Raw genomic sequence first — 23,277 nt, 5'->3', positions numbered from 1 at the left:
GCAGGCAACGCACAAGCGAGATATGCAAAGACTTTTCCCGCTGGCGCTTGCCGCGTCGTCGCTCGCCACTGCCGTTATTCCCTCGTTCGCGCATGCGCAGGACAGGTCATTCGCCCAGATCGAACCTGCGGCGGAAGGGAGCGGAGCAGTGGCGCGCGACTATGTCATGCGGATCGAACGGCTGGATGATGACGAACCCGCGATCGGAGCGGTCGTCGCGCATCTTTCCCAGTACGACGCCTTTCGGACGGCTGCCTCGCTGAACCAGTCGAACACGATGCTCCGGGGTCGCACCGTACTGGTAAAAGACAATATCGAAACCCGCGAATGGCCTACGACCGCAGGCTCGCTGGCGCTTGCCGACAATACGACCGGGCGTGACGCGCCGCTGATTGCGAACCTGCGCGCCAATGGCGGCGTGGTGCTTGGCAAGACCAACCTTTCCGAATGGGCGAACTTTCGCAGCTCCAATTCCACCAGCGGGTGGAGCGCGGTGGGCGGCATCACGCGAAACCCCCATGCGGTGGACCGCAACACCTGCGGTTCTTCCAGCGGCAGCGGCGCGGCGGTGGCAGCGGGCTTCGCCTGGGCGGCCATTGGGACCGAGACCGACGGATCGATCACCTGCCCTGCCAGCGTCAACGGCGTGGTGGGCTTCAAGCCGACCGTGGGCCTGGTCAGCCGCACCCATGTGGTGCCGCTCAGCGCCAGCCAGGATACCGCCGGGCCGATGGCCCGCTCCGTTTCCGATGCAGCAATGCTGCTGACGGCCATCGCCGGCAGCGATCCGGCAGACGCGGCAACGGCTGATGCCGATGACCACGTTACGGATTTCGCCGCAGGCCTCGCCGATGCCTCTCTGGCCGGCGTGCGCGTGGGCGTGGTGCGGGGGCGCTATGGTGGCCTGGAGCCGCTGGGCGCAGTCTGGGAGCAGGCACTGGACGACCTGCGCCGCGCCGGGGCCGAGCTGGTCGACGTGGAATACTCGCCTGCCGGCGCGATGGGCGAGGCCGAATATACCGTCCTGCTGTTCGAATTCCGCCGCGATATCGAGACCTACCTGCAAGGATCCCCGGCCGACATCCCGGCGCGCTCGCTGGACGGGCTGATCGCGTTCAACGAGGCGAATGCAGACCGCGAATTGCGCTGGTTCGGGCAGGATATCTTCGAACAGGCCCTGCGGACCACTGATGCCGAAGCCTATCGGGAGGCGCTTTCCACCGCGCGGCGGCTGTCACGCGATGAGGGGATCGATGCATTGCTGGCCCAGAACGATGTCGCCTTCCTCGTCGCGCCGACGGGTGGCCCGGCATGGCCTATCGATCTGGTGCTGGGCGATAACTACACCGGCGGGATTGGCATCGGCAGCCTAGCCGCCGTCGCCGGATACCCGCACCTGACCGTGCCGATGGGCGCGGTGGAGGGGCTGCCCGTGGGCATTTCCTTCATCGGCAGCCAGTGGGATGATCACGCAATCCTGAAGGCGGGCGCGGCCTACGAGCGAGCCCGCTCCACGCAAATCCCGGAACCCTCGCTGGCACCGTGGCAGGCCACGCCGTAACCTGGTGAGCTGCGGCTAGGCGGTAGCTTAGGAACCACGATCCTCCCCGTGCCACCGGCGCGGGGAGGATCGTGAAGGCGATCAGGCGCCCTTCTTGGGTGCGGCCTTCTTGGCCGGAGCCTTTTTCGCCGCAGCTTTCTTGGCAGGAGCCTTGGCTTCGCCGCCGTCATCCTTCTTGGCGGCAGCCTTTTTGGCGGGTGCCTTCTTGGCAGCAGGCTTTTCGGCGTCGTCGGCCTTCTTGGCAGGAGCTTTCTTGGCGGGTGCCTTCTTCGCGGCAGGCTTCTTCTCGTCGTCGGCCTTGGCATCCGCCTTCTTCGCCGGTGCCTTCTTGGCCGGAGCCTTCTTCTTCGCGGCGGGCTTGGCCTTTTCGGCTTCGGTGTTTTCCTCGGCCTCGATCGCGGCTTCCAGTTCCTCGCGGGTCACTTCACGTTCGGTGACGTCGGCCTTGTCGAACAGGAAGTCGACGACCTTGTCCTCGTACAGCGGAGCGCGCAGCTGGGCCTGGGCCATCGGGTCGTTGCGGATGTATTCCACGAAACGCTCGCGGTCTTCCTGGCGATACTGCTGGGCGGCCTGCTGGATCAGCATCTGCATTTCCTGCTGGCTGATTTCCACGCCGTTGGCCTGGCCGATTTCGGACAGCAGCAGACCCAGACGCACGCGGCGTTCGGCGATGCGCTTGTAATCGTCCTTCTCGTCCTCGATTTCCTTCAGCGCAGCTTCGGGATCGTCCTCGCGCGCAGCTTCCTGCTGCAGCTGGTTCCAGATCTGCTGGAATTCGGCTTCGACCATGGTCGGCGGAACGTCGAAATCGTGATCCGCAGCCAGCTTGTCGAGCAGCTGACGCTTCATCTGCGTGCGGGTGAGACCGGCGCTTTCCTGCTCGATCTGGCCCTTGATCAGTTCCTTCAGCTTGTCGAGGCTTTCGAGGCCAAGACCCTTGGCGAACTCGTCGTCCACCTTGCTCTCGGTCTCGACCTTCACCTGCTTCACGGTGACGGCGAACTGCGCGTCCTTGCCCGCAAGGTGTTCCGCCGGGTAATCTTCGGGGAAGGTCACGGTGATGGTCTTTTCGTCGCCGGTCTTCACGCCGGTAAGCTGGTCTTCGAAGCCGGGGATGAACTGGCCCGAACCGATCACCAGCGGTGCATCTTCGGCCTTGCCGCCTTCGAATTCCTCGCCATCGATGCTGCCGACGAAATCGATGATCAGCTGGTCGCCCTCGGCAGCCTTCTTGCTCTTGGCGGCGTCCTTGTAGCTCTTCTGGCCTTCGGCGATGCGGCCCAGCGCTTCGTCCATCTGTTCATCGGAAACCGGCACGGTGAGCTTTTCCAGCTTCAGGCCATCTACCGACGGTGCCTCGATCTCGGGAAGGACTTCGACTTCCACGGTCAGTTCGGCATCCTTGCCCTGTTCGTAGCCGTCGGCCATTTCGACCTTGGGCTGCAGCGCGGGGCGCAGCTTCTTGTCGCGGATCAGGCTGTCGACCGATTCGCGCACGGTCGAATTCAGCACGTCGGCGTGCAGGGCATCGCCGTGCATCTTGCGCACCAGGTTGGCCGGTACCTTGCCGGGGCGGAAGCCGGGCATCCGCACCTGCGGGGCAACCTTCTTCACCTCGGCATCGATCTTGGCATCGATATCCTTGGCCGTGATGGTGACGGTGTAGGCGCGCTTGAGGCCTTCGTTGGTGGTTTCGACAATCTGCATGATCAGCCTTTACTCAATACTCTCCAGAGGTTCGCCATGGGTCGGGAAACCCAGTCAACGAAACTGGTGCGGGCGAAGGGACTCGAACCCCCACATCTTGCGATACTGGTACCTAAAACCAGCGCGTCTACCAATTCCGCCACGCCCGCGGCCCGACGAACCTTGCAGGCGGGGAGCCTGCGAAACGAAGCGGTGCCCATAGGGTGATGAGCCGAAAAGGGCAAGCAGCACGATCAGCGGAATTCGCCACCGGAACGCAGTAATCGCATCGTCCGTTCAACGGGCAGGCCCAAACGAAGGAAAAACCCGCCATGCAAACCGATGAAGCCAACGTGTCGCAGTCACCCACAGCGCCGCAGCAGCAGCCGGAGTCGCCGCAGATCAAGGAAGGCGAATCACCCGTCGATCCCGACCGCACCGGCCCGCAACCGGGCGATAGCGACCACCCCGGCGACGCACCCGACGAGATCGATCCGACGCCCGACAGCGACGACCAGCCCGGTGCCAATCCCGACGAGATCGAGCCGCTGCCGGACGACAGGCAGGAGCCGGGAAGCTCGCCCGACGAAATACCGGCGGACCTCACCATGCTGCCGCCCGATTGATTTTTGCACGAACGCAGCTAGTGGCTTTGGCATGACCGAAGAGAACACCACCGCCCCTTCCGGCGACACCCCGCCCGATCACCTGTCGATCGATCCGCGCAGCGAGCATTTCGATGCCGAAAAGCTGCAACGCGGCGTTGGCATCAAGTTCAAGGACCGGGTGCGCACCGATATCGAGGAATACTGCATTTCCGAAGGCTGGGTGCGCGTGCAGGCGGGCAAGACGGTGGACCGCAAGGGCCGCCCGCTGACGATCAAGCTGAAAGGCCCGGTAGAAGCGTGGTACGAGGACCAAGGCGATAACCCGCCGGTCGCAAAGGCTGACTGACGCAAGCCCATCATTCCCGAAAAAACAAACGGCCCCCGGTTCCACATGGAACCGGGGGCCGATTCGTTTGTGCGCGGATCAGACCACCGGGCTGCTGGGATCGTCCGCCGCTTCTTCCGGGTGCGTCGTGGTGAGGCGCAGCACGGTGTAGCCGAGCACTGCCGAAATCAGCGAGCCCATGAGGATGCCGATCTTCGCCTCGTCGCGTAGCAGGCGAGCGGCCTCGCTGGTGCCCTCGAAGGCCAATTCGCCGATGAACAGGCTCATCGTGAAGCCGATGCCGCACAGGATCGAGACACCCCACACCTCTGGCCAGGAACAGGCTGGCGGCATTTTCACGATGCCCAGCCTCACCGAGGCCCAGACCGTGGTGAAAATGCCCACCTGCTTGCCGATGACAAGGCCTGCACCCACGGCCAGCGGCAGCGGATCGAGCAAGGCCTCCAGCCCCAGTCCGGACAGGCTGACCCCGGCATTGGCGAAGCCGAAGATGGGCACCACCAGGTATGCGCTCCACGGGACGAGAGAGTGCTCCACGTTCTCCAGCATGGAGTAGCCGTCCTTGGTGTGCATCGGGATCGTGAACGCCGCCAGCACACCCGCAATGGTGGCGTGGACGCCGGAATTGAGCACGCAGTACCACAGCACGATGGTGCCGATCACGAACAGCGAGAGGTGCCGCACCCGGTAACGGTTCATCGCCAGCATGACGATGAAGACGCCCAGCGAGATGAGCAGCCACATCACCTTCGGCTCGGAATAGAAGATGGCAATGATCGCCACGGCGCCGATATCGTCGACGATGGCCACGGTCAGCAGGAACAGTCGCAGCGATTTGGGCACGCGGGTGCCCAGCAGGCCGATCACGCCCATGGCAAAGGCAATGTCGGTTGCGGCGGGGATGGCCATGCCGGCGCGGTATTCCGGCGCGCCGCCGGTCACCGCCAGGAACACGCCGATGGGCGCCGCCATGCCTGCTGCCGCCGCCATGATTGGCAGGGTGCGCTGCTTGGGATCGGCCAGGTTGCCGCTGATAAGTTCGCGTTTCACTTCCAGTCCGACGACGAAGAAGAAGATCACCATCAACCCGTCGTTGATCCACAGGTGCAGGGTGTTGAGGTAGAACGCGTCCTTTGACCAAAGGTAGCCGTTGAACAGTTCGAAATAGGGCCCCGCGATGCCGGAATTGGCCACTATCATGGCGACGACCGCGACGGCGATCAGGAGGATCCCCTCGAAAGCGTCGGCCTTGAACAGGGCCTTGAAGTTGCGGACTGCGGATTTGACGATGCTGGGTTCTGCCATGGTCAGAGCCCTTCCCCAAAATCGACAGCAGATGCAAGCCCGCAAAAATTGCAGGCAGGTATGCAGGTACGGGAAAATACCGCCGTGTTGCCTTTTGCGTGGCAAGCTTTATCCCTAGCTACAACTACTTAGGTCAGGGGCTCCGAGATGGGGGATACCGCGTCGACCGCGCTGCAATGGCTGGCGCTGGCCGAACACGAGTTGCTGTTGTTTGCAGGTTTTTTCTTCCTGCTTGGCGCGATTGACGAATTCGGCATGGACCTGGCGTGGCTCTGGCTGCGCTTTTCCGGTCGAGCCGAAACACCGGTGCTGGCTCGCGGCGAAATCCACCACCGCCAGCTTTCCGGACGGGCAGCGGTGCTGATCCCGGCATGGCAGGAAGCCAGCGTCATCGCCGACACGCTTTCCCACGCGCTCGCCGTCTGGCCGCAGGCTGATCTGCGGCTTTACGTCGGGGTCTACCGCAACGATCCCGCCACGCTGGAGGCTGCCGCGCGCGGAGCAAGGGGCGATCGGCGCGTGCGGATCGTGGTGCATGACCGTTTGGGTCCTTCCACCAAGGCCGACTGTCTGAACCGCATTTACGCAGCACTGCGACACGACGAACTGCGCGAGGGGCGCATGGCCCGCATGGTGGTGCTGCACGATGCGGAAGACATGGTGGATCCCGCCGCTCTGGCCCTGCTCGACCGGGCAATCGGTACTGCCGACTTCGTGCAACTGCCCGTCCTGCCGATGCCGCAGGAGGGATCGCGCTGGATCGGCAGCCACTATTGCGAGGAATTTGCCGAAGCGCATGGCAAGGCGATGGTGGTTCGTGGCGAACTGGGCGCCAGCCTGCCCGCCGCCGGTGTCGGCTGTGCTTTCGGACGCGGCATGCTGGCCCGGATCGCCCGCGATGCGGGGCGCGATACCCCCTTCGACGAGGATTCGCTCACCGAAGATTACGAACTGGGAGTAAAGGTTGCGGCGCTGGGCGGTCGGTCGCGGTTCCTGCGGGTACGCGGCGATGACGGGCAACTGGTCGCCACCCGGGCCTATTTCCCCAACCAGCTTGGCCATGCCGTTCGCCAGAAAGCGCGCTGGATGCACGGCATCGCCCTGCAGGGGTGGGACCGGCTGGGCTGGACCGGCGGACCGGGCGAATGGTGGATGCGCATGCGCGACAGGCGCGGCCCGCTGTCTGCCCTGGTGCTGTTCAGCGGCTATACCCTGTTCTTGCTGGCACTGGTGCTTGCCGGACTGAAGGCGGCGGGCCTGCCTTCATCTTGGGAACCAAGCGGCCTGCTGCTTGCACTTGTGGCGCTCAATCTTGCCAGCTTTGCCTGGCGGGCTTTCATGCGCTTCACTTTCACCCGCATGGAATACGGCGCGCGTGAGGGGATGCGGGCCGTGCTGCGCATTCCCGTGGCGAATGTCATTGCGATCATGGCCGGATACCGCGCCCTTTTCGCCTATGCGAAGACGCTGCGCGGGGCCTCGCCGCTATGGGAAAAGACCGAGCATGACGCGCATCCGGCGCGCGCGGTCAGGCTGGAATTGTCGCAATGACAGCGCCGGGCAGGCAGGCCAGGCGCGGGTGGCCGCTGATGTCTTTTGGCATGGTGCTAGGTGCCTGGATCGTGCTGCGCATCGCACTGTGGGAGTCCCCGCTCGCCCCGGCAACCGGCCCGATCCTTCCCGATATGCTGGCGCAGGAGATGGCGGATCAGACGCAGATCCCCCCGGTACGGCAGTCCGACCGGAGCGCGCCGGCGCAGATAATACTGCCTCTATCCAAGGATCGTGCCGCTCCAGCAGACCTGCTGCGGTCGCCCGCGCCCGAACCCCTGCGCAGGCCCGATTTCGGCCTGCCGGAAGAACAGGACCGTGATGCCAGGCGGATGGTACCGGGCAGGGCAGGGATGCGTGGCGCCGATCTCATGAATGCCCACACCATGCTGCTGGCCGCGGGCTACCGCAGCGGGGTGCAGACCGGGCAAGCCCTGCCATACCGCCGCGGCGCGGGGCCGATCGCACCGGGAGCCGTCTATGCACCGTCCTCGACGCGCGAATTTGCCGATGCCGATGTGGATAGTGGTCGGCGCTGGTCGATGGACCTGTGGGCGCTGTGGCGCGATGATACCACCACGCCGATCACGTCGGGCCGCCCCAGCTATGGCCGCAGCCAGGTAGGCGCGGTGGTCCGTTACCGGATCGATCGCGGCAGCGGTCATGCGCCCCGGCTCTACATGCGGGCCACCCGGGCGCTGGACGGCGCGAGCGAGACCGATGTCGCGCTAGGTGCCTCGGCGCGGCCGCTGGCTTCCGTGCCGGTGCGGCTGGCCGCGGAAGCGCGGTTGAGCGAGACCGACGCCGGGACCGAGCTGCGCGGGGCTGCCTTTGCCGTAAGCGAACTTGCCCCGTTCGCCCTGCCTGCCGGGTTCACGGCAGAGGCCTACGTCCAGGGCGGCTATGTCACCGGCGAATTTGCGACGCCTTTCGTCGATGGGCAGGCGCGTGTTTCACGCAAACTGTTTGGCACGGACAAATTCCGCCTGACGGCGGGCGGCGGCGTGTGGGGCGGGGCGCAGGACGATGCGCAGCGGCTGGATGTCGGACCAAGCGCGGGCGTGAGCTTCCGCATGGGCCAGGCGCGCGGGCGCCTTTCGGCAGATTACCGGTTCCGTGTTGCCGGTGATGCCGAACCTGCGAGTGGCCCTGCGCTCACACTGACGGCAGGTTTTTAATCGCAGCGCAGCATTCACCTTCAATCAACCGCGCCTTTGCATTAGGCGCAGGTAATGGATGTCTATCTCCCCATCGCCAATCTTGCTGTCGACGGTCTCGTTATCGTCGCGCTTGGCGTGGCTACGGGCATCTTGTCGGGAGTCTTCGGAGTGGGTGGAGGTTTTCTCACCACGCCGTTGCTGATCTTCTATGGCATTCCGCCCACCGTGGCCGCCGCTTCTGCCGCTACGCAGGTGACCGGTGCCAGCGTTTCCGGCGTATTCGCCCATAGCCGCAAGAACGGCGTGGACTACCAGATCGGCGGCGTGATCGTGGCGGGCGGCATGGTCGGCGCACTCATCGGCGCGCTGCTGTTCAACCTGCTGCGGGCGGTTGGCCAGATCGATGTTGTCATCAATATCCTCTATGTGCTGCTGTTGGGGACCATCGGCGGCCTGATGGGACGCGAGGCGCTGCAGGAGCTGTGGCCGGGCCGATTCGGCGGTGGCGGCGCGGACGGCGGAAAGCGGCAGACGGCAAAGCGTCGGCACCACCCGATGATTGCCGGGCTTCCCTACCGCTGGCGCTTCTATCGCTCGGGCCTCTACATTTCGCCTCTCGGCCCGCTTATCCTGGGCGTGGTGGTGGGCATCCTCACCATGCTGATGGGCGTTGGCGGCGGCTTCATCATGGTGCCGGCCATGCTCTATATCCTGGGGATGAGTGCCCGCGTCGTGGTCGGCACCAGCCTGTTCAACATCCTGTTCATCACCATGCTGGTGACGATGGTGCACGCCTTTACGACACGCGCGGTGGATATCGTGCTGGCGGGCCTCTTGCTGCTGGGCTCCGTCACCGGGGCGCAGCTGGGAACGAAGATCGCCGGATTTGCGAAGCCGGAGCATCTGCGCCTGGTGCTCGCGGCGATCGTGCTCGTGATTGCGTTGCAGATGGCCTATGGCCTGGGCGTGCGACCAGCCGAAGTCTACACGGTGGTGCCGCTATGATGCGCCTGCTTGCCTTCTTCCTCGCACTGATCGTCGCCGCTCAGGCGCCAGCCTTGGCGCAGAGCGAGGATCCGATCCTCGTGCCCGACATCTCGCAGCACGAGATCGTCTTGCGGCAGGGCTTCACCGGGGCCAACCTCCTGCTTTACGGTGCGGTGCTGGATCCGGCGGACAGCGATGCGCAATACGATGTCGTCGTCGTGCTGAAGGGGCCGAGCGAGCCGATCCTGGTGCGCGAGAAGGACCGTTTCTTCGGCATCTGGGTCAATTCGGACGATACCGCCTACAGGTCCGTGCCCTCGTTCTACGCCATCGCCAGTTCGCGCCCCGTGCTCGACATCGTCGATGAACGCACGGCGGCCATCTACGAGCTTGGGCTGGACTACCTGCAGCTCTCGCCATCGGGATCCATCGATCCTGCCGAGCAGCAACGTTTTGCAGAGGGGCTGGTGGACCTGCGGCAGCGGCAGGGGCTTTACGGCCAGTACGACACCGGCGTGGAGATTTCACAAGGGGTGCTCTACCGCGCCGACATTCCCATCCCCTCGAACGTGGTTTCCGGACGGTACGTGGCCGAAACCTTCGCGATCTACGATGGCCGGGTGATCTCGTCTGCCACGTCAGAGGTGCAGGTGTTCAAGGAAGGCTTCGAACTGGGCGTTGAGGAAGCGGCGAACGATTACTCCTTTTTTTATGGCCTCTTCGCTGTCGGTCTTTCGGTTTTCATGGGCTGGGCCGCTGGCCGGCTTTTCGCCCTGGTATGATCGCCGGCGCCGCAGGCTTTTCTTCAGGATTTATGCGATCTTAACCTCGATCGGGGTATCGCCCGACCCGTAATTAACTGGGTCGAGAGCGTAACTCATGAATGAAATGCCTGGTCGTACGTCGAGCTTCAATTCGGTGAGAGCCACCGAAGCCGAAGCGCACGCGCCTTCCGCTCCTGCTCCGGCTGCCCCCGCCGGCTCTGGCGAAGAGGAAGCGCTGGAACTCGCCCGCCAGCCTATCGGCGTGGTGCTGGACGTTGCCGGTTCCGGCTCGCAGATCGCACTGGACCTGGAGCGGCTGAACGAGTGCATGGACCATTCCGACCCCTCTATCGCACTGGCGGGACAGGTCGGCAGCCAGATCAAGATCCGCACTCGCGACGGCTGGCTGCTCGCCAGTGTGCGTGACCAGAAACAGGACCGCCGCGGTGCGGGCAATTCGGTGGTCGCGAATATCGATTTCATGGGCGAGGGGATGGAGGAACGCCTGACGGGCAAGATCCACAGCTTCCGCCGCGGCGTGACCCGCTATCCCATTCCCGGCGCGCTGGTATTCCCGGCAACGACCGAAGACCTTCGCCAGATCTATTCCAGCGACGGGCGCAGCGCGATCCAGATAGGCACCGTCTATCCCACCACGGACATTCGCGCCGGCATGTATATCGACGCCATGCTGGGCAAACACTTCGCCCTGCTAGGCTCCACCGGTACGGGTAAATCCACCAGCGCCGCGCTGATCCTGCACCGCATCTGCGAGGCAGCGCCGCAGGGCCACGTGCTGATGATCGACCCGCACGGCGAATATTCCGCTGCGTTCAAGAACTACGGGATGATCTTCGACGTCTCCAACCTGCAGATGCCGTACTGGCTGATGAATTTCGAGGAGCACTGCGAAGTGCTGCTGAAATCGAGCGGTAACGACCTGCAGAACGACAAGGACATCCTGGCAAAGTGCCTGCTGGCGGCGCGCAGCAAGAACCGGCTGGCGCAATCTATGGGCAAGATCACCGTCGATTCGCCGATTCCCTACCTGCTGTCCGATCTCACCAACCTGGTGCAGGATGAAATGGGCAAGCTGGACAAGGCGACCAACACCGCCCCCTACATGCGTATCAAGACCAAGATCGAGGAACTGAAAGCCGATCCGCGCTACCAGTTCATGTTCTCGGGCATGCTGGTGGGCGACACCATGGGCGAGTTCATTTCCAAGATTTTCCGCATGCCCGGCGGCGGCAAGCCCATTTCCATCGTCGACGTGTCGGGCGTGCCGTCCGACATCACCAGCACGGTGGTCGCCGTGCTCAGCCGCCTGGTGTTCGATTTCGCGATCTGGGGCCGCAACGAGAAGACCAATCCCATCCTGCTGGTGTGCGAGGAAGCGCACCGCTACGTTCCCAACGAGCGGAATGCGGATGGAAACTCGGTGGGCCGCGTGCTTTCGCGCATCGCCAAGGAAGGCCGAAAGTACGGCATTTCGCTGGGTCTCATCACGCAGCGCCCGTCCGATCTTGCCGAAGGCGTGCTGTCGCAGTGCGGCACTATCATTTCGATGCGTCTCAACAACGATCGCGATCAGGCGTTCGTGAAAGCTGCCATGCCCGAAGGGGCGCGCGGCTTCCTCGATTCGATCCCGGCGCTGCGCAACCGCGAATGCATTATTTGCGGCGAGGGCGTATCGATCCCGATCCGCGTGGCGTTCGACAACCTTGAAGAAAGCAAGCGACCCGCTTCCGAAGACCCAAGCTTCGTCGAGCTGTGGAGCCACGGCGGCGGCGAGGAAGACGCGGTCTACCGCACCGTCCAGCGCTGGCGCGCACAGGGGACGTAGCTTGCTTTCCGCTTCGGCCTCCGCCGGAGCGTCCTCGGTGCTGTTCGCTCCGCTTCGCTGCGCGGCACCTGCGGTCGCGCAGTCGCGCTCTGTCGTTCGCTAGTCGCGACCGAATTGTGCGCCTTAAATGGGTTCGTAATCAGGACGCCCTGCGCCCAGCAGGGCGCAAGGCCGAACGGCCGTCCGCAGCGGGCGCGTAGCGTAGCGAAGCGCGTCTAGCGAGGACGATCCGACGGAGGTCGGATCGAAAAACAAACCCTTAACTCCCCCTCGTGTCACCGAACAGGTGGATATGCAGGCGGTCGGACAGGCGGAAGCCATGTTGCAGGCATAGCGGCACGAGCCATTCCATGCGGCTGCGCAAAGTCTTGCTGTCGGTCCCCTCGGGCATCAGGAAAACGCGCTGTGGGGGGATCATGTGTTCGCGCACGATGCGCAGGACACCATCGAGATCGTCCGGATGGGCCAGCACGAACTTGAAAAAAGCGCGCTCGTCCGTTGCCCAGCGATCCAGCATGTCCGGTTTCAGGGCGAGGTGGGCAGGGTTGCCGCTATGCGCCAGCTTGGGACTGACGTTGTACTGGTCCACCCGCACGTCCAACTGCGCGGGCGGGGCGACGGTGCCATTGGTCTCGATCTCCACCTGCATGTCGGGCAGGTGTTCCAGCATGGCGGCGAGCTTGCCCGCCTGCATTGTCGGCTCTCCGCCGGTAATGACGAGGCGCTTTTGCCCAAGCGCGGCAATGCGATGCGCCACCTCGGCTTCGTCGAGCTCAACCTGGTTGGCCTTGCGGTCGAAGTGCTCGCCGGAACGGTGCGGCCGCTCGTCACCTTCGAAACGCCAGGTATATGCGGTGTCGCACCACACGCAGGCAAGGTTGCAGCGCGACAGGCGGACGAAGGCGACCGGCGTCCCCGCGCTGGGCCCTTCGCCCTGCACGGAGGCGAAGATTTCCGGTCCGCCGGTGTCGTCTGTTGCGAGGATTAGACTCAAGAACCCGCTCACCCCGAGCTGGTCGAAGGGTTGGTCTTCGACTTCCAGCAATGCGCTAGAGGAAAAGGCAGCCCTTCGACAAGCTCAGGGCGGACGGTAATGGAGACTGAGACTTACCCCAGCCGCGTGAGCGCCGCCTCGAGCCTTGCGATCTCATCGAGGTGGAACCTGTGGTCTGCCTTGGCCTTCTCAACCGCCTCCGGCTTGGCGCGTTCGACGAAGTTGGCGTTGCCGAGGCGGCCCTCCAGCGATTTCGCTTCCTTCTGAGAAGCGGCCAGCGCCTTTTGCAGGCGAGCGCGCTCGGCATCGATGTCGATCACGCCTTCCAGCGGTACGATGAACACGTCGCTGCCGGTGCCAACCTGCATCGCCGCGCCCGACGGCGCTTTGCCCACGGTGATCGGGGAAAGGCGGGCAAGGCGCTCGATGGCCGCGCTGCTGCGGTCGATTACGCCCTGCGCCAGGGGGGAGGGGCTTTCGATGAAGGCAGGCAGCTTCTCTCCCGGCGAAATGCCCAGTTCGTTGCGCGCCCCGCGCGTGGCGGTGGTGAGGCCAATGACCCAGTCGATGGCGTCGGTCGCGTCCTTGCTCACCTCGGCACGGGGATCGGGCCACTTTGCAAGGATGAGGTCGTACTTCCGGTCCCCCTGTGCATGCCAGAGTTCTTCGGTCACGAAGGGCATGAAGGGGTGCAGCATGACCATGATCTGGTCTAGCGCCCACCCGGCGACGTCCCTTGTTTCCTGCTGGATCGGGCCGTCCTCGTCGGACTGGAGGACAGGCTTGATCAGTTCGAGGTACCAGTCGCAGAACCTGTCCCAGGTGAAGTGGTAGACGAGGTTGGCGGCGGCATCGAACCGCAGTTCTGCCATCGCCTTTTCCAGCGCTTCCACCGTCTGCTGCACTTCGCCGATGATCCACTGGTTGGCGGCGAGGCGGGCGGGCGGTGCCTTGATCGTGTTGCTCGCACCAATGCCGTAGCCCTGGCAGAAGCGCGTGGCGTTCCACAGCTTCGTGGCGAAGTTACGATACCCCTCCACCCGCTTTTCATCCATCTTGATGTCGCGGCCCTGGCTTTCCATTGCCGCCATGAAGAAGCGCAGTGCGTCGGCGCCGTACTGGTCGATCAGGCCGAGGGGATCGACGACGTTACCCTTGGACTTGCTCATCTTGGAGCCGTCAGCCGCGCGGACGAGGCCGTGCAGGTACAGCTTCTCCCACGGCCTCTCGCCCATGTTGTAGTAGCCCATCATCATCATGCGGGCGTCCCAGAAGAACAGGATGTCGAAGCCGCTGATGAGCAAGCTGTTGGGGTAGTGCTTCTGGACGCGCTCTTCCGCATCGGGCCAGCCGAGCGTGGCGAAGGGCCACAGGGCGCTGGAGAACCACGTGTCGAGCACGTCAGGATCCTGCCAGAGATGAATCGTCTTGCCGATGCCGTTCCCTTTCGCGTCAAGCGCGGCAGACTGGCTGGGTGCCATGACAATGTCCGCACCGTCATACGGAATGTATTCGCGAGCCTTCGCTTCTACCGCCGCCGTCTCCATCGCGACGAATGCCTTCGGTATGTCATAGCGCAATTCTCCGTCGAGAACCGACGGCCCGTACCAAGCCGGAATCCGGTGCCCCCACCACAGCTGTCGACTGATGCACCAGGGCTGGATGTTTTCCATCCAGTTGAAGAACGTTTTCTCCCAGGTCTTGGGGACGATCTCGATCTCACCGGACTTTACTGCGTTGATCGGTGGACTGGCGAGACGCTCCGCGTCGACGTACCACTGGTCGGTCAGCCACGGCTCGATCACCACGCCGCCGCGATCACCGAAAGGCGTCGCGATGGTGCGCGGTTCGGCGTCGAGTTCCTGCTCCTCGCCCTTCTTGGTCTTTGTGATGTGCGGCACGAGGTGGCCGCTTTCCTTCAGCATCTCGACAACGCGCTTGCGCGCTTCGAAGCGTTCGAGGCCGACCAAATCTTCGGGGATCAGCCCGTCGGCGGTCTGGCAGACGTTGGCATCCGCATCGAGCATGTTGAGCATGTCGGCAGGCGCTATCCCGGCGCGCTTGCCCACTTCGAAGTCGTTGAAATCATGCCCAGGCGTGATCTTCACCGCGCCCGAACCCAGTTCGGGGTCGGCGTGCTCGTCCGCCACGATGGGAATTTCGCGGCCCGTGATCGGCAGTGTCACCTTGGCGCCGCGCGCCACCAGATCCTTGTAGCGGTCATCCTCGGGATGAACGGCCACGGCCATGTCGGCCAGCATGGTTTCGGGGCGCGTGGTCGAAACGCGGATATCGCCGCTGCCATCGGCCAGCGGATAGATGAAGGTCCAGAAAGACCCTTGCACATCGTGCGTCTCCACCTCCAGGTCGGAGATCGCGGTGCGCAGCTTCGGGTCCCAGTTCACCAGCCGCTTGTCACGGTAGATCAGGCCGTCGTTGTAGAGGTCGACGAACACCTTCAGCACGGCCTTGGTGAAGTGCTCGTCCATTGTGAACTGCTCGCGGCTCCAGTCCATCGAACAGCCAAGACGGCGCAGCTGGCGCGTGATGGTGCCGCCGCTTTCTTCTTTCCAGTCCCAGACCTTCTGCACGAAGTCCTCGCGCGAGTAGTTCGTCCGCTTGTCCTGCCGTTCTTCCAGCCGGCGTTCCACCACCATCTGCGTGGCGATGCCCGCGTGGTCCGTGCCCACCACCCACAGCGCATCCTTGCCGCGCAGCCGTTCGTACCGGATCACGATGTCCTGCAGCGTGTTGTCCAGCGCGTGGCCGATGTGCAGGGACCCCGTCACGTTGGGCGGCGGGTTGACGATGGTGAAAGGCTCCGCATCCGGGCGATCCGGGCGGAACGCACCGGTTTCTTCCCAGTGGGAATACCATTTCGCCTCGATGGAGGCGGGGTCGAAGGTCTTGCTCAGTTCACTCGTCATGGGAAAGGCCACTGCCACCTGATTCCCCCAAGGGCAACACGCTAAAACCTTGCTGCGCGCCTGAATAATGCCCATAGCAGCGCGCAATGCGCGAATGGGCTGAATACACTATAGAGGAAGCAGGGGGCCGGGCGACTGTCGTCATCACCGGGCCGATGGTTGTGTCCAGTGTGGGCCAGATCGACCCCGAGCTGCGCGATATCGGCGATTCGATCCAGACCGTCGACATTTCGCAAGTCTCCCGGATTGATACCGTTGGTGCGTGGATCCTGTATCGCTTTGCCCAGCGCACTGGCGCGGATATCGTGGGCGGCAGCGAAAAGGCCGAAGTGCTGCTGGACGCGGTGGAAAGAGCGGAGAGCGAGGCGCCCATCGCCCCGCCGCGCAAGCGCAACGCCAAGCAGATCACCGAACATGTCGGCATTGCCGTCATCGACTTTTTCAAGGGCGTGGTCGCATCGATCGGGTTCCTCGGCTCTGTCATCGGTGCCTGCTTCAGCTTGCTGATCCACCCGCGCCGCTTCCGCATGAAGGCGCTGGTGCGGCAGATGGAGCTGGTAGGTGTGCAATCGCTGCCCATCATCGGTTTGATGAGCTTTCTGATCGGCATTGTCATAGCCCAGCAGGGCGCGGTGCAATTGCAGCAGTTCGGCGCGGAAACGCTCACCGTGAACCTGGTGGGACGCATTACCCTACGCGAACTGGGCGTGCTGATGACGGCGATCATGGTTGCGGGCCGGTCCGGCTCCGCATTTGCCGCGCAGATCGGCACGATGAAGCTGACCGAGGAGATCGATGCCATGCGCACCATCGGCGTCTCCCCGATGGAAGCGCTGGTGATTCCGCGTATTCTTGCTGCCGTACTGATGATGCCGCTGCTCGGTTTCTTCGCCTCCGTCGTCGCCATCATCGGCGGCGCGGTGATCGGCGATGTGATGCTGGGCATTCCCTTCCTCACCTTCCTTGCCCGCGTGCAGGAAGTGGTGCCGGTTACCGATTTCTGGGTGGGCATGGTGAAAGCGCCGATGTTCGGCCTGATCGTGGCCATGGCCGGTTGCTACCAGGGGATGCAGGTAAAGGGTAACGCGGAAGAGGTTGGCCTGCGCACCACGGCAGCAGTGGTGCAGGCGATCTTCATGGTCATCGTGCTCGACGCATTCTTCGCCGTCTTCTTCGAGAGGATCGGCTGGATATGAGCGAGCATATCGACAACGAAACCGATCACGAGGCAGCAGCGGGCGGGGAAGATTATCCCATCCGCATCCGCGGGCTGACCAATGCATTTGGCGATGTTACGGTTCACGAAGAGCTCGACCTCGACGTGCGGCGCGGCGAAATTCTGGGCGTCGTGGGCGGATCCGGCACGGGCAAGAGCGTGCTGATGCGATCCATCATCGGCCTGCAAATGCCGCAATCCGGCGAGATCGAGGTGTTCGGTCACAACATCACCGAGGCGGAGCCCGACGAGGAAATCGGCGTGCGCAACCGCTGGGGCATCCTGTTCCAGGGCGGGGCGCTGTTTTCCACCCTGACCGTGGCCGAGAACGTGCAGGTGCCACTGAAGCAGTTCTATCCCGAACTCTCGCAGAAGCTGCTGAACGAAATCGCCCGCTACAAGGTGGTGCTGACGGGCTTGCCGGAGGAAGCGGCGAGCAAGTTTCCTTCCGAACTGTCGGGCGGCATGAAGAAGCGCGCCGGCCTTGCCCGCGCGCTGGCGCTCGACCCCGAACTGCTGTTCCTCGATGAACCGACGGCGGGCCTCGATCCCATCGGCGGGGCCAAGTTCGACGAACTGACCCGCGAACTGACCGATACGCTGGGCCTGACGGTGTTCCTCATCACCCACGATCTCGACACGCTCTATGCCATCTGCGACCGCGTGGCGGTGCTGGCAGACAAGAAGGTGATCGCCGTGGGCACCATCCCGGAACTGCTGGAAAACGAGCATCCTTGGATACAGGAATATTTCAACGGCCCGCGCGCGCGGGCGGCCACGGCAACCCACGAGCGGGGGAAAGCGTTGGACAACGACGCCAGCGGGAAGGCATAAGGCAAGCGAATGGAAACACGGGCAAACCATATCTGGGTCGGCGCGATCACGCTGCTGCTGCTGGCAGCGGCGGCGGTGTTCTTCGTGTGGCTGGCACGGCTGGGCGAACGCAACAACAAGGAATACGACATCTTCTATGAACAGTCCGTTGGCGGTGTCGCAACGGGCTCTGTCGTGACCTATTCCGGCGTGCCGGTAGGCCAGGTGCAGGACATCTCGATCTGGGACCGCGATCCCGAATTCGTGAAAGTGCGCATCGCCGTGAACGGGGATACGCCGATCCTGGTCGGCACCACCGCCAGCATTTCCGCCAGCTTTACCGGCGTTGCCAACATCAGCCTTTCGGGCGGCCGTTCCAACCAGCCACCGATCTCGTGCGACACCACGGATTGCCCCGAAGGCGTGCCGGTGATCCCGCCCGCGCAAGGGGCAGTGGGCGAAATCCTCGCCAGCGCCCCGCTGCTGCTGGAGCGGCTGGCCACCCTGACTGACCGGCTGACCCGCGTGCTCGATGACGAGAACCAGGATTCGATTTCCGGCATCCTGGCCAATACCAATGCGATCAGCGCCGAGCTCGCCCAGTCCTCGCCGGAGGTGCAGCGCACCTTGCAGGAACTGCAGACCACTCTTGCGCAATCGACCGAAACGCTGGCAGCTTTCGAAGGCACGCTGGAGACGACCGACGCGCTGCTGGAAGGCGAAGGACCAGCTCTCGCGGCAGACCTGCGCGCCACGCTGGCCTCTGCGCGCCAGGCGGCCAGTTCGCTGGAGGGCTCGCTCGCCAATGTCGAACCGCTTACCCGCCAGTTGAGTGAAGACACGCTGCCTGCCGCCACCGCCACACTGCGTGACCTGCGGCGCACCAGCGAGAATCTGCGCACCATGACGGAGCGCCTTGAAACCGAAGGCGCCGGATCGCTGCTGGGCGGACAGGAACTGCCGGATTACGAGCCTTGAGGCCGGGAACGATGACCATGATGAAAAGCAAATTCCTAGCCGTCCTGGCGTCATTTGCCGCACTGTCCGGCTGTATCAGCCTGGGCGGCGGCGAAGTGCCCGACCAACTGCTGACCCTGACCCCTTCGGCCACGATCCCCGCCGGCGCTGCCGCCGAAGGCCAAGCCGCTGCCGGGCTTGCGGTGCAGGTGCCCAGCGTTACCCAGCGGCTCAACGTTACCCGCGTGCCTGTCACCACCAGCGACAGTTCGCTGGCCTACCTGCAGGACGCGGTGTGGGTGGAAAAGCCTGCGCAGCTGTTCCGCAACGTGCTGGCCGAAACCATTCGCGCCAAGGGCAACCGCCTCGTCGTGGGCGGGGGTGAACTGGAATATGCCGCGCAGACGCAGCTTTCCGGGCAATTGGTGGACATGGGCTACGATGCCAACAGCGGCAGCGTGATCGTACGCTACGATGCAGTCCTGAGGTTGCCTGACGGAACCCTCCGCACCCGCCGGTTCGAAGAAGCGGTGCCCGCCTTGCCCGAGGCCACGGATGTCGGTTCCGCGCTGAACCAGGCGGCGAATACCGTGGCGGACCAGGTTGCGGAGTGGGTGGGGTAGGCTAACCCCGCACAGCTTCGGCAAACCGGGCTGCCTGCCGGAATGCCTCCAGCTTGGCCTTACGTGCCACTTCCGCCTCGTGGTCCTGTCCCCAAAGCTCGACCTGCCAGTCTTCCTCCAGATTGGTGGCGGCGAACAGCGCGTCGGTCTGCGCACTGTCCTCCAGCACCGCCAGTGCTACCACCAGCGATGCGCCAAGCGAGGTAAGGGTCACCAGCGCGGCGAGGGTAAAGTCGTCCTCGCTCGCCAGTCGCGCACGCAGAGCTGCCAGCGCCGCATCGGACTGCTTGCGATGAATGATCCCGCTCGCTCGCTCCAGCCGGATGCCGTGCGCAGCTTCGCAGGCGGTAACGATTGGCTCCCACACCTCCTGCTGGCGGCGATAGAGCGGCTCGTCCGGGTCGGCGCGGTAGCACAGCGTATCGGTTTCGCCGTAGGATAGCAGCTTGGCCAGATGTGCCTCGCGATCCTCGCGCACCTTGTCGATGGCGAAATCGGCGAGATCCCGAAAGATGAACGCCTTCGGGTCGATCTTTTCTCCCTGGCCGGCGAACTCCGCTGCTAGCAAGTCGGCGAGGTCGCGCGTGGGCAGGATCTGCGGCTTGCCGCCCTGTGTCTTGATCGGCCGCGCGTCCAGCGTGACCTGCCAGCCGCCCTCGCGCGGCTCGACCCCGACATTGTTCCAGAAACGCTTCATCGTTTTTCGTTGGTGCTCCACATGCGCGAAAGCAGCGTGGGCGTGACGAAAGTCTCGAACACGCCAAGAACCAGCAGCACGTAGCCAGCCCAGTCGGGCAGCGACAAAACGTCGTTGAACACGGCAATCGCGGCTAGGATCATCACCACGCCGGCCACGCGCATGGCGCTGATCAGCATGAAGCGGCTCTTCGCGCGCGCCTCGGCATCTTCGCGGCTATTCATTGACGAGTTTCTCCAGTTCGGGAATCGTGTCGGCAACGGCGACTGCACCTGCAGCCAGCAATTCCTCGGGCTCGTGATAGCCCCACGATACGCCGATGGCGCGCACGTTCGCGGCCACCGCCATCTCGATATCGAACACGGTGTCGCCAATCATGCAGGTCGCTTGCGGCTCCGCCAGGACGGCAGCCATCGCCGCCTGCAGCATGGCGGGATTCGGCTTCGATGGGTGGCGGTCTGCCGTGTGGGTGGTGGCGAAGAGGTCGGCCAGGCCGTGGACGGCCAGCGTGCTGGCGAGGCCGCGGTCGCTCTTGCCCGTGGCGACAGCCAGCGTCCAACCCTCGCCGTGCAGGCGGCGCAGCATTTCGGCCATCCCTTCGAACAGCGGCTCGCGCAGGCTGCCATCCTCCCGGGCGCGGCGGAACGACGCCTTGTAGGCCTCCACCACGTCCAGTTGCCGATCCTCCGGCAGGTCGGGCGCAAGGTGCGCAATGGCCTGCGGCAGGCTGAGGCCCACGATACGGCGCACCTGCGAATGGTGGGGAGCGGGCGCGCCGATTTCGGCGAATGCGGCATTCATGGCATTGACCACGCCTGCCTGTCCGTCACTCAGCGTGCCGTCGCAGTCGAAAACGGCGAGCCGGATCATGCCGGCATGGCCCGATAGAGGCTGGCGATCTCCCGATGATCGGCCTGGTCAAGGCCGCCTGCGATCCGCGCACGCTCGTGCGGTGCCTTCTTCTGCGACAGCTTCACCGTGGAGCGCCGCTCCTCGACAGTCATTTCAAAACCGGCAATGCCCCTGAACAGCTTGGCCCAGATATCTGCCGGGGTCTCCTCGGCCACGAAGGGCGCACCGGGAATGCGGGCTTCGGAGCGTTCGATTAGTGTGTGCAGCAGGGCGTCCAGACCTTCATCGCTCATGCGCCGTACCTGCCCTTCCAGTTCCAGGGCGACGTAGTCCCAGGTAGGCACCGTGGTGCGGTTGTCGTACCAGCGCGGCGATACGTAGGCGTCAGGCCCGTTTACCACCAGCAGCGCCTTGCTGCCGTCCAGGTGCGGTGCCAGCGCGTTGTTGCGGGCGAGATGGAACTGCACGGTGTCCTGCCGGGCCCGGAGTATTGGCGTGTGCGCCACGCGCGGGCCTTCTGGCGTGGTCAGGAAAACCATGCCGAACCCGATCGGGTCGAGCAGCCACTCCTCCATGCCGTCGCCGTGCGCATGGTAGTTCGCATTGGGGTGCATCAGCGCGGCCTTTTCGTGCCCGGCTTGCTGGCGTTGGGCTTGCCCCGCTTCTTGCCATCGGGAGCGCCGCGACCCTTGCGCTCTCCGCGCCGGGCCTTGCGGTACTGCTTGGCGTGCTGCTTGGCCGCCTGCTTTTCCTCGGCCTTGGTCCGCTTGGGCTTCGGCGCTGCGACCGGCTTCGCATCGCTGAGGCCCGGATCGAAGCCCAGTTGTTCCATCGACTGGGCGAAATGCTCTGGCAGGTCGGCGCTCACGTCCAGCTTTTGCCCGCCGGGCGCCTCGATAATCAGGCGGCGCGCGTGGAGGTGCATCTTGCGGCTGATGCTGCCCGTCAGGAAGGCATCCTGCCCGCCGTACTTGCCATCGCCCACGATGGGATGCCCCATCGCCGCCATGTGGACGCGCAACTGGTGTGTGCGCCCTGTCAGCGGCTGCAGTTCGACCCACGCGGCGGCATTGCCGGCCCGTTCCACCACCCGGTAGACCGTTTTCGCGGGCTGGCCGTTCTCGGTGTCGACATGCATCTTCTCGCCGCCGGTGCCCGGCTGCTTGGCCAGCGGAGCCTCGATCTCGCCTTCGTAGACATCGGGCACGCCCACCACCAGCGCCCAATAAATCTTCTTCGCACTGCGACCGGAGAAACGCTTGGAGAAGAATGCCGCGCTGCCGGGCGTGCGGGCAACCAGCAGCACGCCGCTGGTATCCTTGTCCAGCCGGTGGACGAGGCGCGGGCGCGGCTCATCGTCGCCGGCGTAGGCGTCCAGCAGCGCATCGACGTGCTTCGTCGTCTTTGTGCCGCCCTGGGTGGCAAGGCCCGGCGGCTTGTTCAGAACGAGGGCCGATTTCGTCCGGGTGATCAGGATGTCGTCGGCCAGCGATTCTTCTTCCGGCGTCAGTTCGCGGCGCTGGCGCTGCGTGCGCTTGCCATCCTCGCCCCCCGGCGGAACGCGCAACTGCTGGCCTGCGGCAAGTCGGTCATCCACTTTCGCGCGCTTGCCATCCACGCGAAGCTGCCCGGTGCGCGCCCAGCGGCTGACCGTGCCGAAGCCGACCTGCGGCAGGTGACGCTTGAACCAGCGGTCCAGCCGCACGCCGTCGTCGTCTTCGCCAACGGTGAACTGGCGGACTTCGTCTGATGCGCCCTTGCTCATGAGAACAACCGCGTCATGGTGATGCCGAAGAAGAAGCCGGAGACGCCGAGGCCGATCGACAGCATGAGGTAGATCGCGGCGAGCCCCAGCTGACCGCGCTGCATCATGTAGGCCATTTCCAGGCTGAAGGCGCTGAAGGTGGTGAACCCACCCAGCAGGCCCACGCCCAGCAGCAGCCGCAACTGGTCCGCGTTTTCCGGATTGCCGCGCACCAGCCACCCGGCCAGCAGGCCCATCAGCAGGCTGCCGATGGTGTTCACCGCCAGCGTGGCAAAGGGGAAGGCGCTGACAGCAGGCGCACCCAGCCAGGAGGTGACGAAACGCCCCATCTGGTAGCGGGCCAGCGCGCCAATTCCCCCTCCCAGCGCGACGGAAAGGGAGGCATAGAGTTGCGGGGTTGCATTGGACATGCCGCTTCCCTTAGCGATGCACGCGGCCATGCGGAACCCAAAAGGCTCTGCCGCCTTGCATTTCACCCGCGATTCGCCTATCTGCGCCTCTGTGAAGCCGACCCCAAAAGGGATTCGGCGCAATTTTCGTTTTGTTTATCCGGTGCATCCCGCGCCTGACTGCGGCGGGCTCTCACGGTTTTTGAGATTAGAAGGTGGCTTAGATT

22 protein-coding genes and 1 tRNA gene are annotated in these 23,277 nt (G+C 64.2%); 12 read left to right on the top strand and 11 right to left on the bottom strand.

The annotated features are described in order from the left end of the window. The first annotated feature begins 22 nt into the window (after positions 1 to 22). Entirely contained in the window at positions 23 to 1,561 is a 1,539-nt protein-coding gene (locus D2V07_RS06380; RefSeq protein ID WP_119585835.1) for an amidase, read from the top strand. Between the two features lie 81 nt (positions 1,562 to 1,642). On the opposite strand, the gene tig is transcribed toward D2V07_RS06380, so the two are convergent. Both tig and D2V07_RS06370 read right to left on the bottom strand, forming a co-directional pair. Further along, positions 1,643 to 3,271 carry a trigger factor gene (tig, locus tag D2V07_RS06375; RefSeq protein WP_119585833.1) on the bottom strand — a complete coding sequence of 543 codons (1,629 nt, stop codon included), beginning with the start codon at positions 3,269 to 3,271 and terminating at the stop codon, positions 1,643 to 1,645. Positions 3,272 to 3,335: 64 nt separating this feature from the next. Then, positions 3,336 to 3,420: transfer RNA gene (locus D2V07_RS06370), tRNA-Leu, on the bottom strand. A 162-nt stretch (positions 3,421 to 3,582) separates the two neighbouring features. Between D2V07_RS06370 and D2V07_RS06365 the strand changes: the two genes are divergently transcribed. Both D2V07_RS06365 and D2V07_RS06360 read left to right on the top strand, forming a co-directional pair. Next, a complete protein-coding gene (locus D2V07_RS06365) occupies positions 3,583 to 3,876 on the top strand; it encodes a hypothetical protein (RefSeq protein WP_119585831.1) in 294 nt (97 codons plus the stop codon). 31 nt (positions 3,877 to 3,907) lie between these two features. Further along, positions 3,908 to 4,204, top strand: coding sequence for a DUF3297 family protein (locus tag D2V07_RS06360; protein WP_119585829.1), 297 nt, complete (start codon positions 3,908 to 3,910; stop codon positions 4,202 to 4,204). A 78-nt stretch (positions 4,205 to 4,282) separates the two neighbouring features. Here the strand turns inward: D2V07_RS06360 and nhaA are convergent, their stop codons facing one another. Beyond that, the gene (nhaA, locus tag D2V07_RS06355; RefSeq protein WP_119585827.1) at positions 4,283 to 5,509 is read right to left on the bottom strand and encodes a Na+/H+ antiporter NhaA; all 1,227 of its coding nucleotides are present in this window, start codon (positions 5,507 to 5,509) and stop codon (positions 4,283 to 4,285) included. A gap of 147 nt (positions 5,510 to 5,656) precedes the next feature. Between nhaA and D2V07_RS06350 the strand changes: the two genes are divergently transcribed. From D2V07_RS06350 to D2V07_RS06330, 5 genes are all read left to right on the top strand, one after another. Then, entirely contained in the window at positions 5,657 to 7,060 is a 1,404-nt protein-coding gene (locus D2V07_RS06350; RefSeq protein WP_119585825.1) for a glycosyl transferase family protein, read from the top strand. A 38-nt stretch (positions 7,061 to 7,098) separates the two neighbouring features. After that, positions 7,099 to 8,238, top strand: a complete 1,140-nt coding sequence (locus D2V07_RS06345) for a hypothetical protein (protein ID WP_147366916.1) — start codon at positions 7,099 to 7,101, stop codon at positions 8,236 to 8,238. A 54-nt stretch (positions 8,239 to 8,292) separates the two neighbouring features. Further along, entirely contained in the window at positions 8,293 to 9,225 is a 933-nt protein-coding gene (locus tag D2V07_RS06340) for a sulfite exporter TauE/SafE family protein (protein ID WP_119585821.1), read from the top strand. Further along, positions 9,222 to 9,989, top strand: a complete 768-nt coding sequence (locus D2V07_RS06335; RefSeq protein ID WP_119585819.1) for a TIGR02186 family protein — start codon at positions 9,222 to 9,224, stop codon at positions 9,987 to 9,989. The genes D2V07_RS06340 and D2V07_RS06335 overlap by 4 nt, the downstream gene beginning before the upstream one ends. A 97-nt stretch (positions 9,990 to 10,086) precedes the next feature. Next, positions 10,087 to 11,817, top strand: coding sequence for an ATP-binding protein (locus D2V07_RS06330; protein WP_119585817.1), 1,731 nt, complete (start codon positions 10,087 to 10,089; stop codon positions 11,815 to 11,817). A 259-nt stretch (positions 11,818 to 12,076) separates the two neighbouring features. Here the strand turns inward: D2V07_RS06330 and D2V07_RS06325 are convergent, their stop codons facing one another. Next, a complete protein-coding gene (locus D2V07_RS06325) occupies positions 12,077 to 12,811 on the bottom strand; it encodes a 7-carboxy-7-deazaguanine synthase QueE (RefSeq protein WP_119586131.1) in 735 nt (244 codons plus the stop codon). Between the two features lie 113 nt (positions 12,812 to 12,924). Beyond that, positions 12,925 to 15,738 carry a valine--tRNA ligase gene (locus D2V07_RS06320; RefSeq protein WP_119585815.1) on the bottom strand — a complete coding sequence of 938 codons (2,814 nt, stop codon included), beginning with the start codon at positions 15,736 to 15,738 and terminating at the stop codon, positions 12,925 to 12,927. Positions 15,739 to 15,824: 86 nt separating this feature from the next. Here D2V07_RS06320 and D2V07_RS06315 point away from each other — a divergent pair, with 86 nt between their 5' ends. Genes D2V07_RS06315 through D2V07_RS06300 form a run of 4 tightly spaced genes read left to right on the top strand, consistent with a single transcriptional unit; the run spans position 15,825 to position 19,347 of the window. Continuing rightward, complete coding sequence (locus D2V07_RS06315) at positions 15,825 to 16,934, top strand: MlaE family ABC transporter permease (protein WP_119585813.1); 1,110 nt, start codon at positions 15,825 to 15,827, stop codon at positions 16,932 to 16,934. Beyond that, complete coding sequence (locus D2V07_RS06310) at positions 16,931 to 17,788, top strand: ABC transporter ATP-binding protein (RefSeq protein ID WP_119585811.1); 858 nt, start codon at positions 16,931 to 16,933, stop codon at positions 17,786 to 17,788. The genes D2V07_RS06315 and D2V07_RS06310 overlap by 4 nt, the downstream gene beginning before the upstream one ends. Before the next feature lie 9 nt (positions 17,789 to 17,797). Continuing rightward, positions 17,798 to 18,745: an MlaD family protein gene (locus D2V07_RS06305; protein ID WP_119585809.1), complete on the top strand. Its 948-nt coding sequence runs from the start codon at positions 17,798 to 17,800 to the stop codon at positions 18,743 to 18,745. A gap of 17 nt (positions 18,746 to 18,762) precedes the next feature. Then, a complete protein-coding gene (locus D2V07_RS06300) occupies positions 18,763 to 19,347 on the top strand; it encodes an ABC-type transport auxiliary lipoprotein family protein (RefSeq protein ID WP_119586129.1) in 585 nt (194 codons plus the stop codon). A gap of 1 nt (position 19,348) precedes the next feature. On the opposite strand, the gene D2V07_RS06295 is transcribed toward D2V07_RS06300, so the two are convergent. From D2V07_RS06295 to crcB, 6 genes are read right to left on the bottom strand one after another with little or no spacing between them, the layout of a single operon-like run. Next, positions 19,349 to 20,044: an ATP12 family chaperone protein gene (locus D2V07_RS06295; protein ID WP_119585807.1), complete on the bottom strand. Its 696-nt coding sequence runs from the start codon at positions 20,042 to 20,044 to the stop codon at positions 19,349 to 19,351. Further along, positions 20,041 to 20,268, bottom strand: coding sequence for a hypothetical protein (locus D2V07_RS06290; RefSeq protein ID WP_119585805.1), 228 nt, complete (start codon positions 20,266 to 20,268; stop codon positions 20,041 to 20,043). The genes D2V07_RS06295 and D2V07_RS06290 overlap by 4 nt, the downstream gene beginning before the upstream one ends. Next, entirely contained in the window at positions 20,261 to 20,914 is a 654-nt protein-coding gene (locus D2V07_RS06285; protein ID WP_199698735.1) for an HAD-IA family hydrolase, read from the bottom strand. Before D2V07_RS06285 ends, D2V07_RS06290 begins: the two co-directional genes overlap by 8 nt. Further along, on the bottom strand, positions 20,911 to 21,510 hold the full coding sequence (locus D2V07_RS06280; protein ID WP_119585803.1) for an FMN-binding negative transcriptional regulator: 600 nt from the start codon (positions 21,508 to 21,510) through the stop codon (positions 20,911 to 20,913). Before D2V07_RS06280 ends, D2V07_RS06285 begins: the two co-directional genes overlap by 4 nt. Then, the gene (locus tag D2V07_RS06275; RefSeq protein ID WP_119585802.1) at positions 21,510 to 22,661 is read right to left on the bottom strand and encodes an RluA family pseudouridine synthase; all 1,152 of its coding nucleotides are present in this window, start codon (positions 22,659 to 22,661) and stop codon (positions 21,510 to 21,512) included. The genes D2V07_RS06280 and D2V07_RS06275 overlap by 1 nt, the downstream gene beginning before the upstream one ends. Continuing rightward, entirely contained in the window at positions 22,658 to 23,071 is a 414-nt protein-coding gene (crcB, locus tag D2V07_RS06270; RefSeq protein WP_119586125.1) for a fluoride efflux transporter CrcB, read from the bottom strand. The genes D2V07_RS06275 and crcB overlap by 4 nt, the downstream gene beginning before the upstream one ends. Positions 23,072 to 23,277 lie beyond the last annotated feature (206 nt).

It is taken from the genome of Aurantiacibacter zhengii (assembly GCF_003584125.1).
GTDB classification, from domain to species: domain Bacteria; phylum Pseudomonadota; class Alphaproteobacteria; order Sphingomonadales; family Sphingomonadaceae; genus Alteraurantiacibacter; species Alteraurantiacibacter zhengii.
The sequence above is the reverse complement of the archived record's forward strand: the minus strand, read 5'-3'. Positions and strand labels throughout refer to the sequence as shown.

Excerpts from the sequence above, each read along its gene's own strand:
- D2V07_RS06380 (WP_119585835.1), top strand. The coding sequence starts at position 23 with ATGCAAAGACTTTTCCCGCTGGCGCTTGCCGCGTCGTCGCTCGCCACT.
- tig (WP_119585833.1), bottom strand. The coding sequence starts at position 3,271 with ATGCAGATTGTCGAAACCACCAACGAAGGCCTCAAGCGCGCCTACACC.
- D2V07_RS06365 (WP_119585831.1), top strand. The coding sequence starts at position 3,583 with ATGCAAACCGATGAAGCCAACGTGTCGCAGTCACCCACAGCGCCGCAG.
- D2V07_RS06360 (WP_119585829.1), top strand. The coding sequence starts at position 3,908 with ATGACCGAAGAGAACACCACCGCCCCTTCCGGCGACACCCCGCCCGAT.
- nhaA (WP_119585827.1), bottom strand. The coding sequence starts at position 5,509 with ATGGCAGAACCCAGCATCGTCAAATCCGCAGTCCGCAACTTCAAGGCC.
- D2V07_RS06350 (WP_119585825.1), top strand. The coding sequence starts at position 5,657 with ATGGGGGATACCGCGTCGACCGCGCTGCAATGGCTGGCGCTGGCCGAA.
- D2V07_RS06345 (WP_147366916.1), top strand. The coding sequence starts at position 7,099 with ATGTCTTTTGGCATGGTGCTAGGTGCCTGGATCGTGCTGCGCATCGCA.
- D2V07_RS06340 (WP_119585821.1), top strand. The coding sequence starts at position 8,293 with ATGGATGTCTATCTCCCCATCGCCAATCTTGCTGTCGACGGTCTCGTT.
- D2V07_RS06335 (WP_119585819.1), top strand. The coding sequence starts at position 9,222 with ATGATGCGCCTGCTTGCCTTCTTCCTCGCACTGATCGTCGCCGCTCAG.
- D2V07_RS06330 (WP_119585817.1), top strand. The coding sequence starts at position 10,087 with ATGAATGAAATGCCTGGTCGTACGTCGAGCTTCAATTCGGTGAGAGCC.
- D2V07_RS06320 (WP_119585815.1), bottom strand. The coding sequence starts at position 15,738 with ATGACGAGTGAACTGAGCAAGACCTTCGACCCCGCCTCCATCGAGGCG.
- D2V07_RS06315 (WP_119585813.1), top strand. The coding sequence starts at position 15,825 with ATGCGCGAATGGGCTGAATACACTATAGAGGAAGCAGGGGGCCGGGCG.
- D2V07_RS06310 (WP_119585811.1), top strand. The coding sequence starts at position 16,931 with ATGAGCGAGCATATCGACAACGAAACCGATCACGAGGCAGCAGCGGGC.
- D2V07_RS06305 (WP_119585809.1), top strand. The coding sequence starts at position 17,798 with ATGGAAACACGGGCAAACCATATCTGGGTCGGCGCGATCACGCTGCTG.
- D2V07_RS06300 (WP_119586129.1), top strand. The coding sequence starts at position 18,763 with ATGATGAAAAGCAAATTCCTAGCCGTCCTGGCGTCATTTGCCGCACTG.
- D2V07_RS06295 (WP_119585807.1), bottom strand. The coding sequence starts at position 20,044 with ATGAAGCGTTTCTGGAACAATGTCGGGGTCGAGCCGCGCGAGGGCGGC.
- D2V07_RS06290 (WP_119585805.1), bottom strand. The coding sequence starts at position 20,268 with ATGAATAGCCGCGAAGATGCCGAGGCGCGCGCGAAGAGCCGCTTCATG.
- D2V07_RS06285 (WP_199698735.1), bottom strand. The coding sequence starts at position 20,914 with ATGATCCGGCTCGCCGTTTTCGACTGCGACGGCACGCTGAGTGACGGA.
- D2V07_RS06280 (WP_119585803.1), bottom strand. The coding sequence starts at position 21,510 with ATGCACCCCAATGCGAACTACCATGCGCACGGCGACGGCATGGAGGAG.
- D2V07_RS06275 (WP_119585802.1), bottom strand. The coding sequence starts at position 22,661 with ATGAGCAAGGGCGCATCAGACGAAGTCCGCCAGTTCACCGTTGGCGAA.
- crcB (WP_119586125.1), bottom strand. The coding sequence starts at position 23,071 with ATGTCCAATGCAACCCCGCAACTCTATGCCTCCCTTTCCGTCGCGCTG.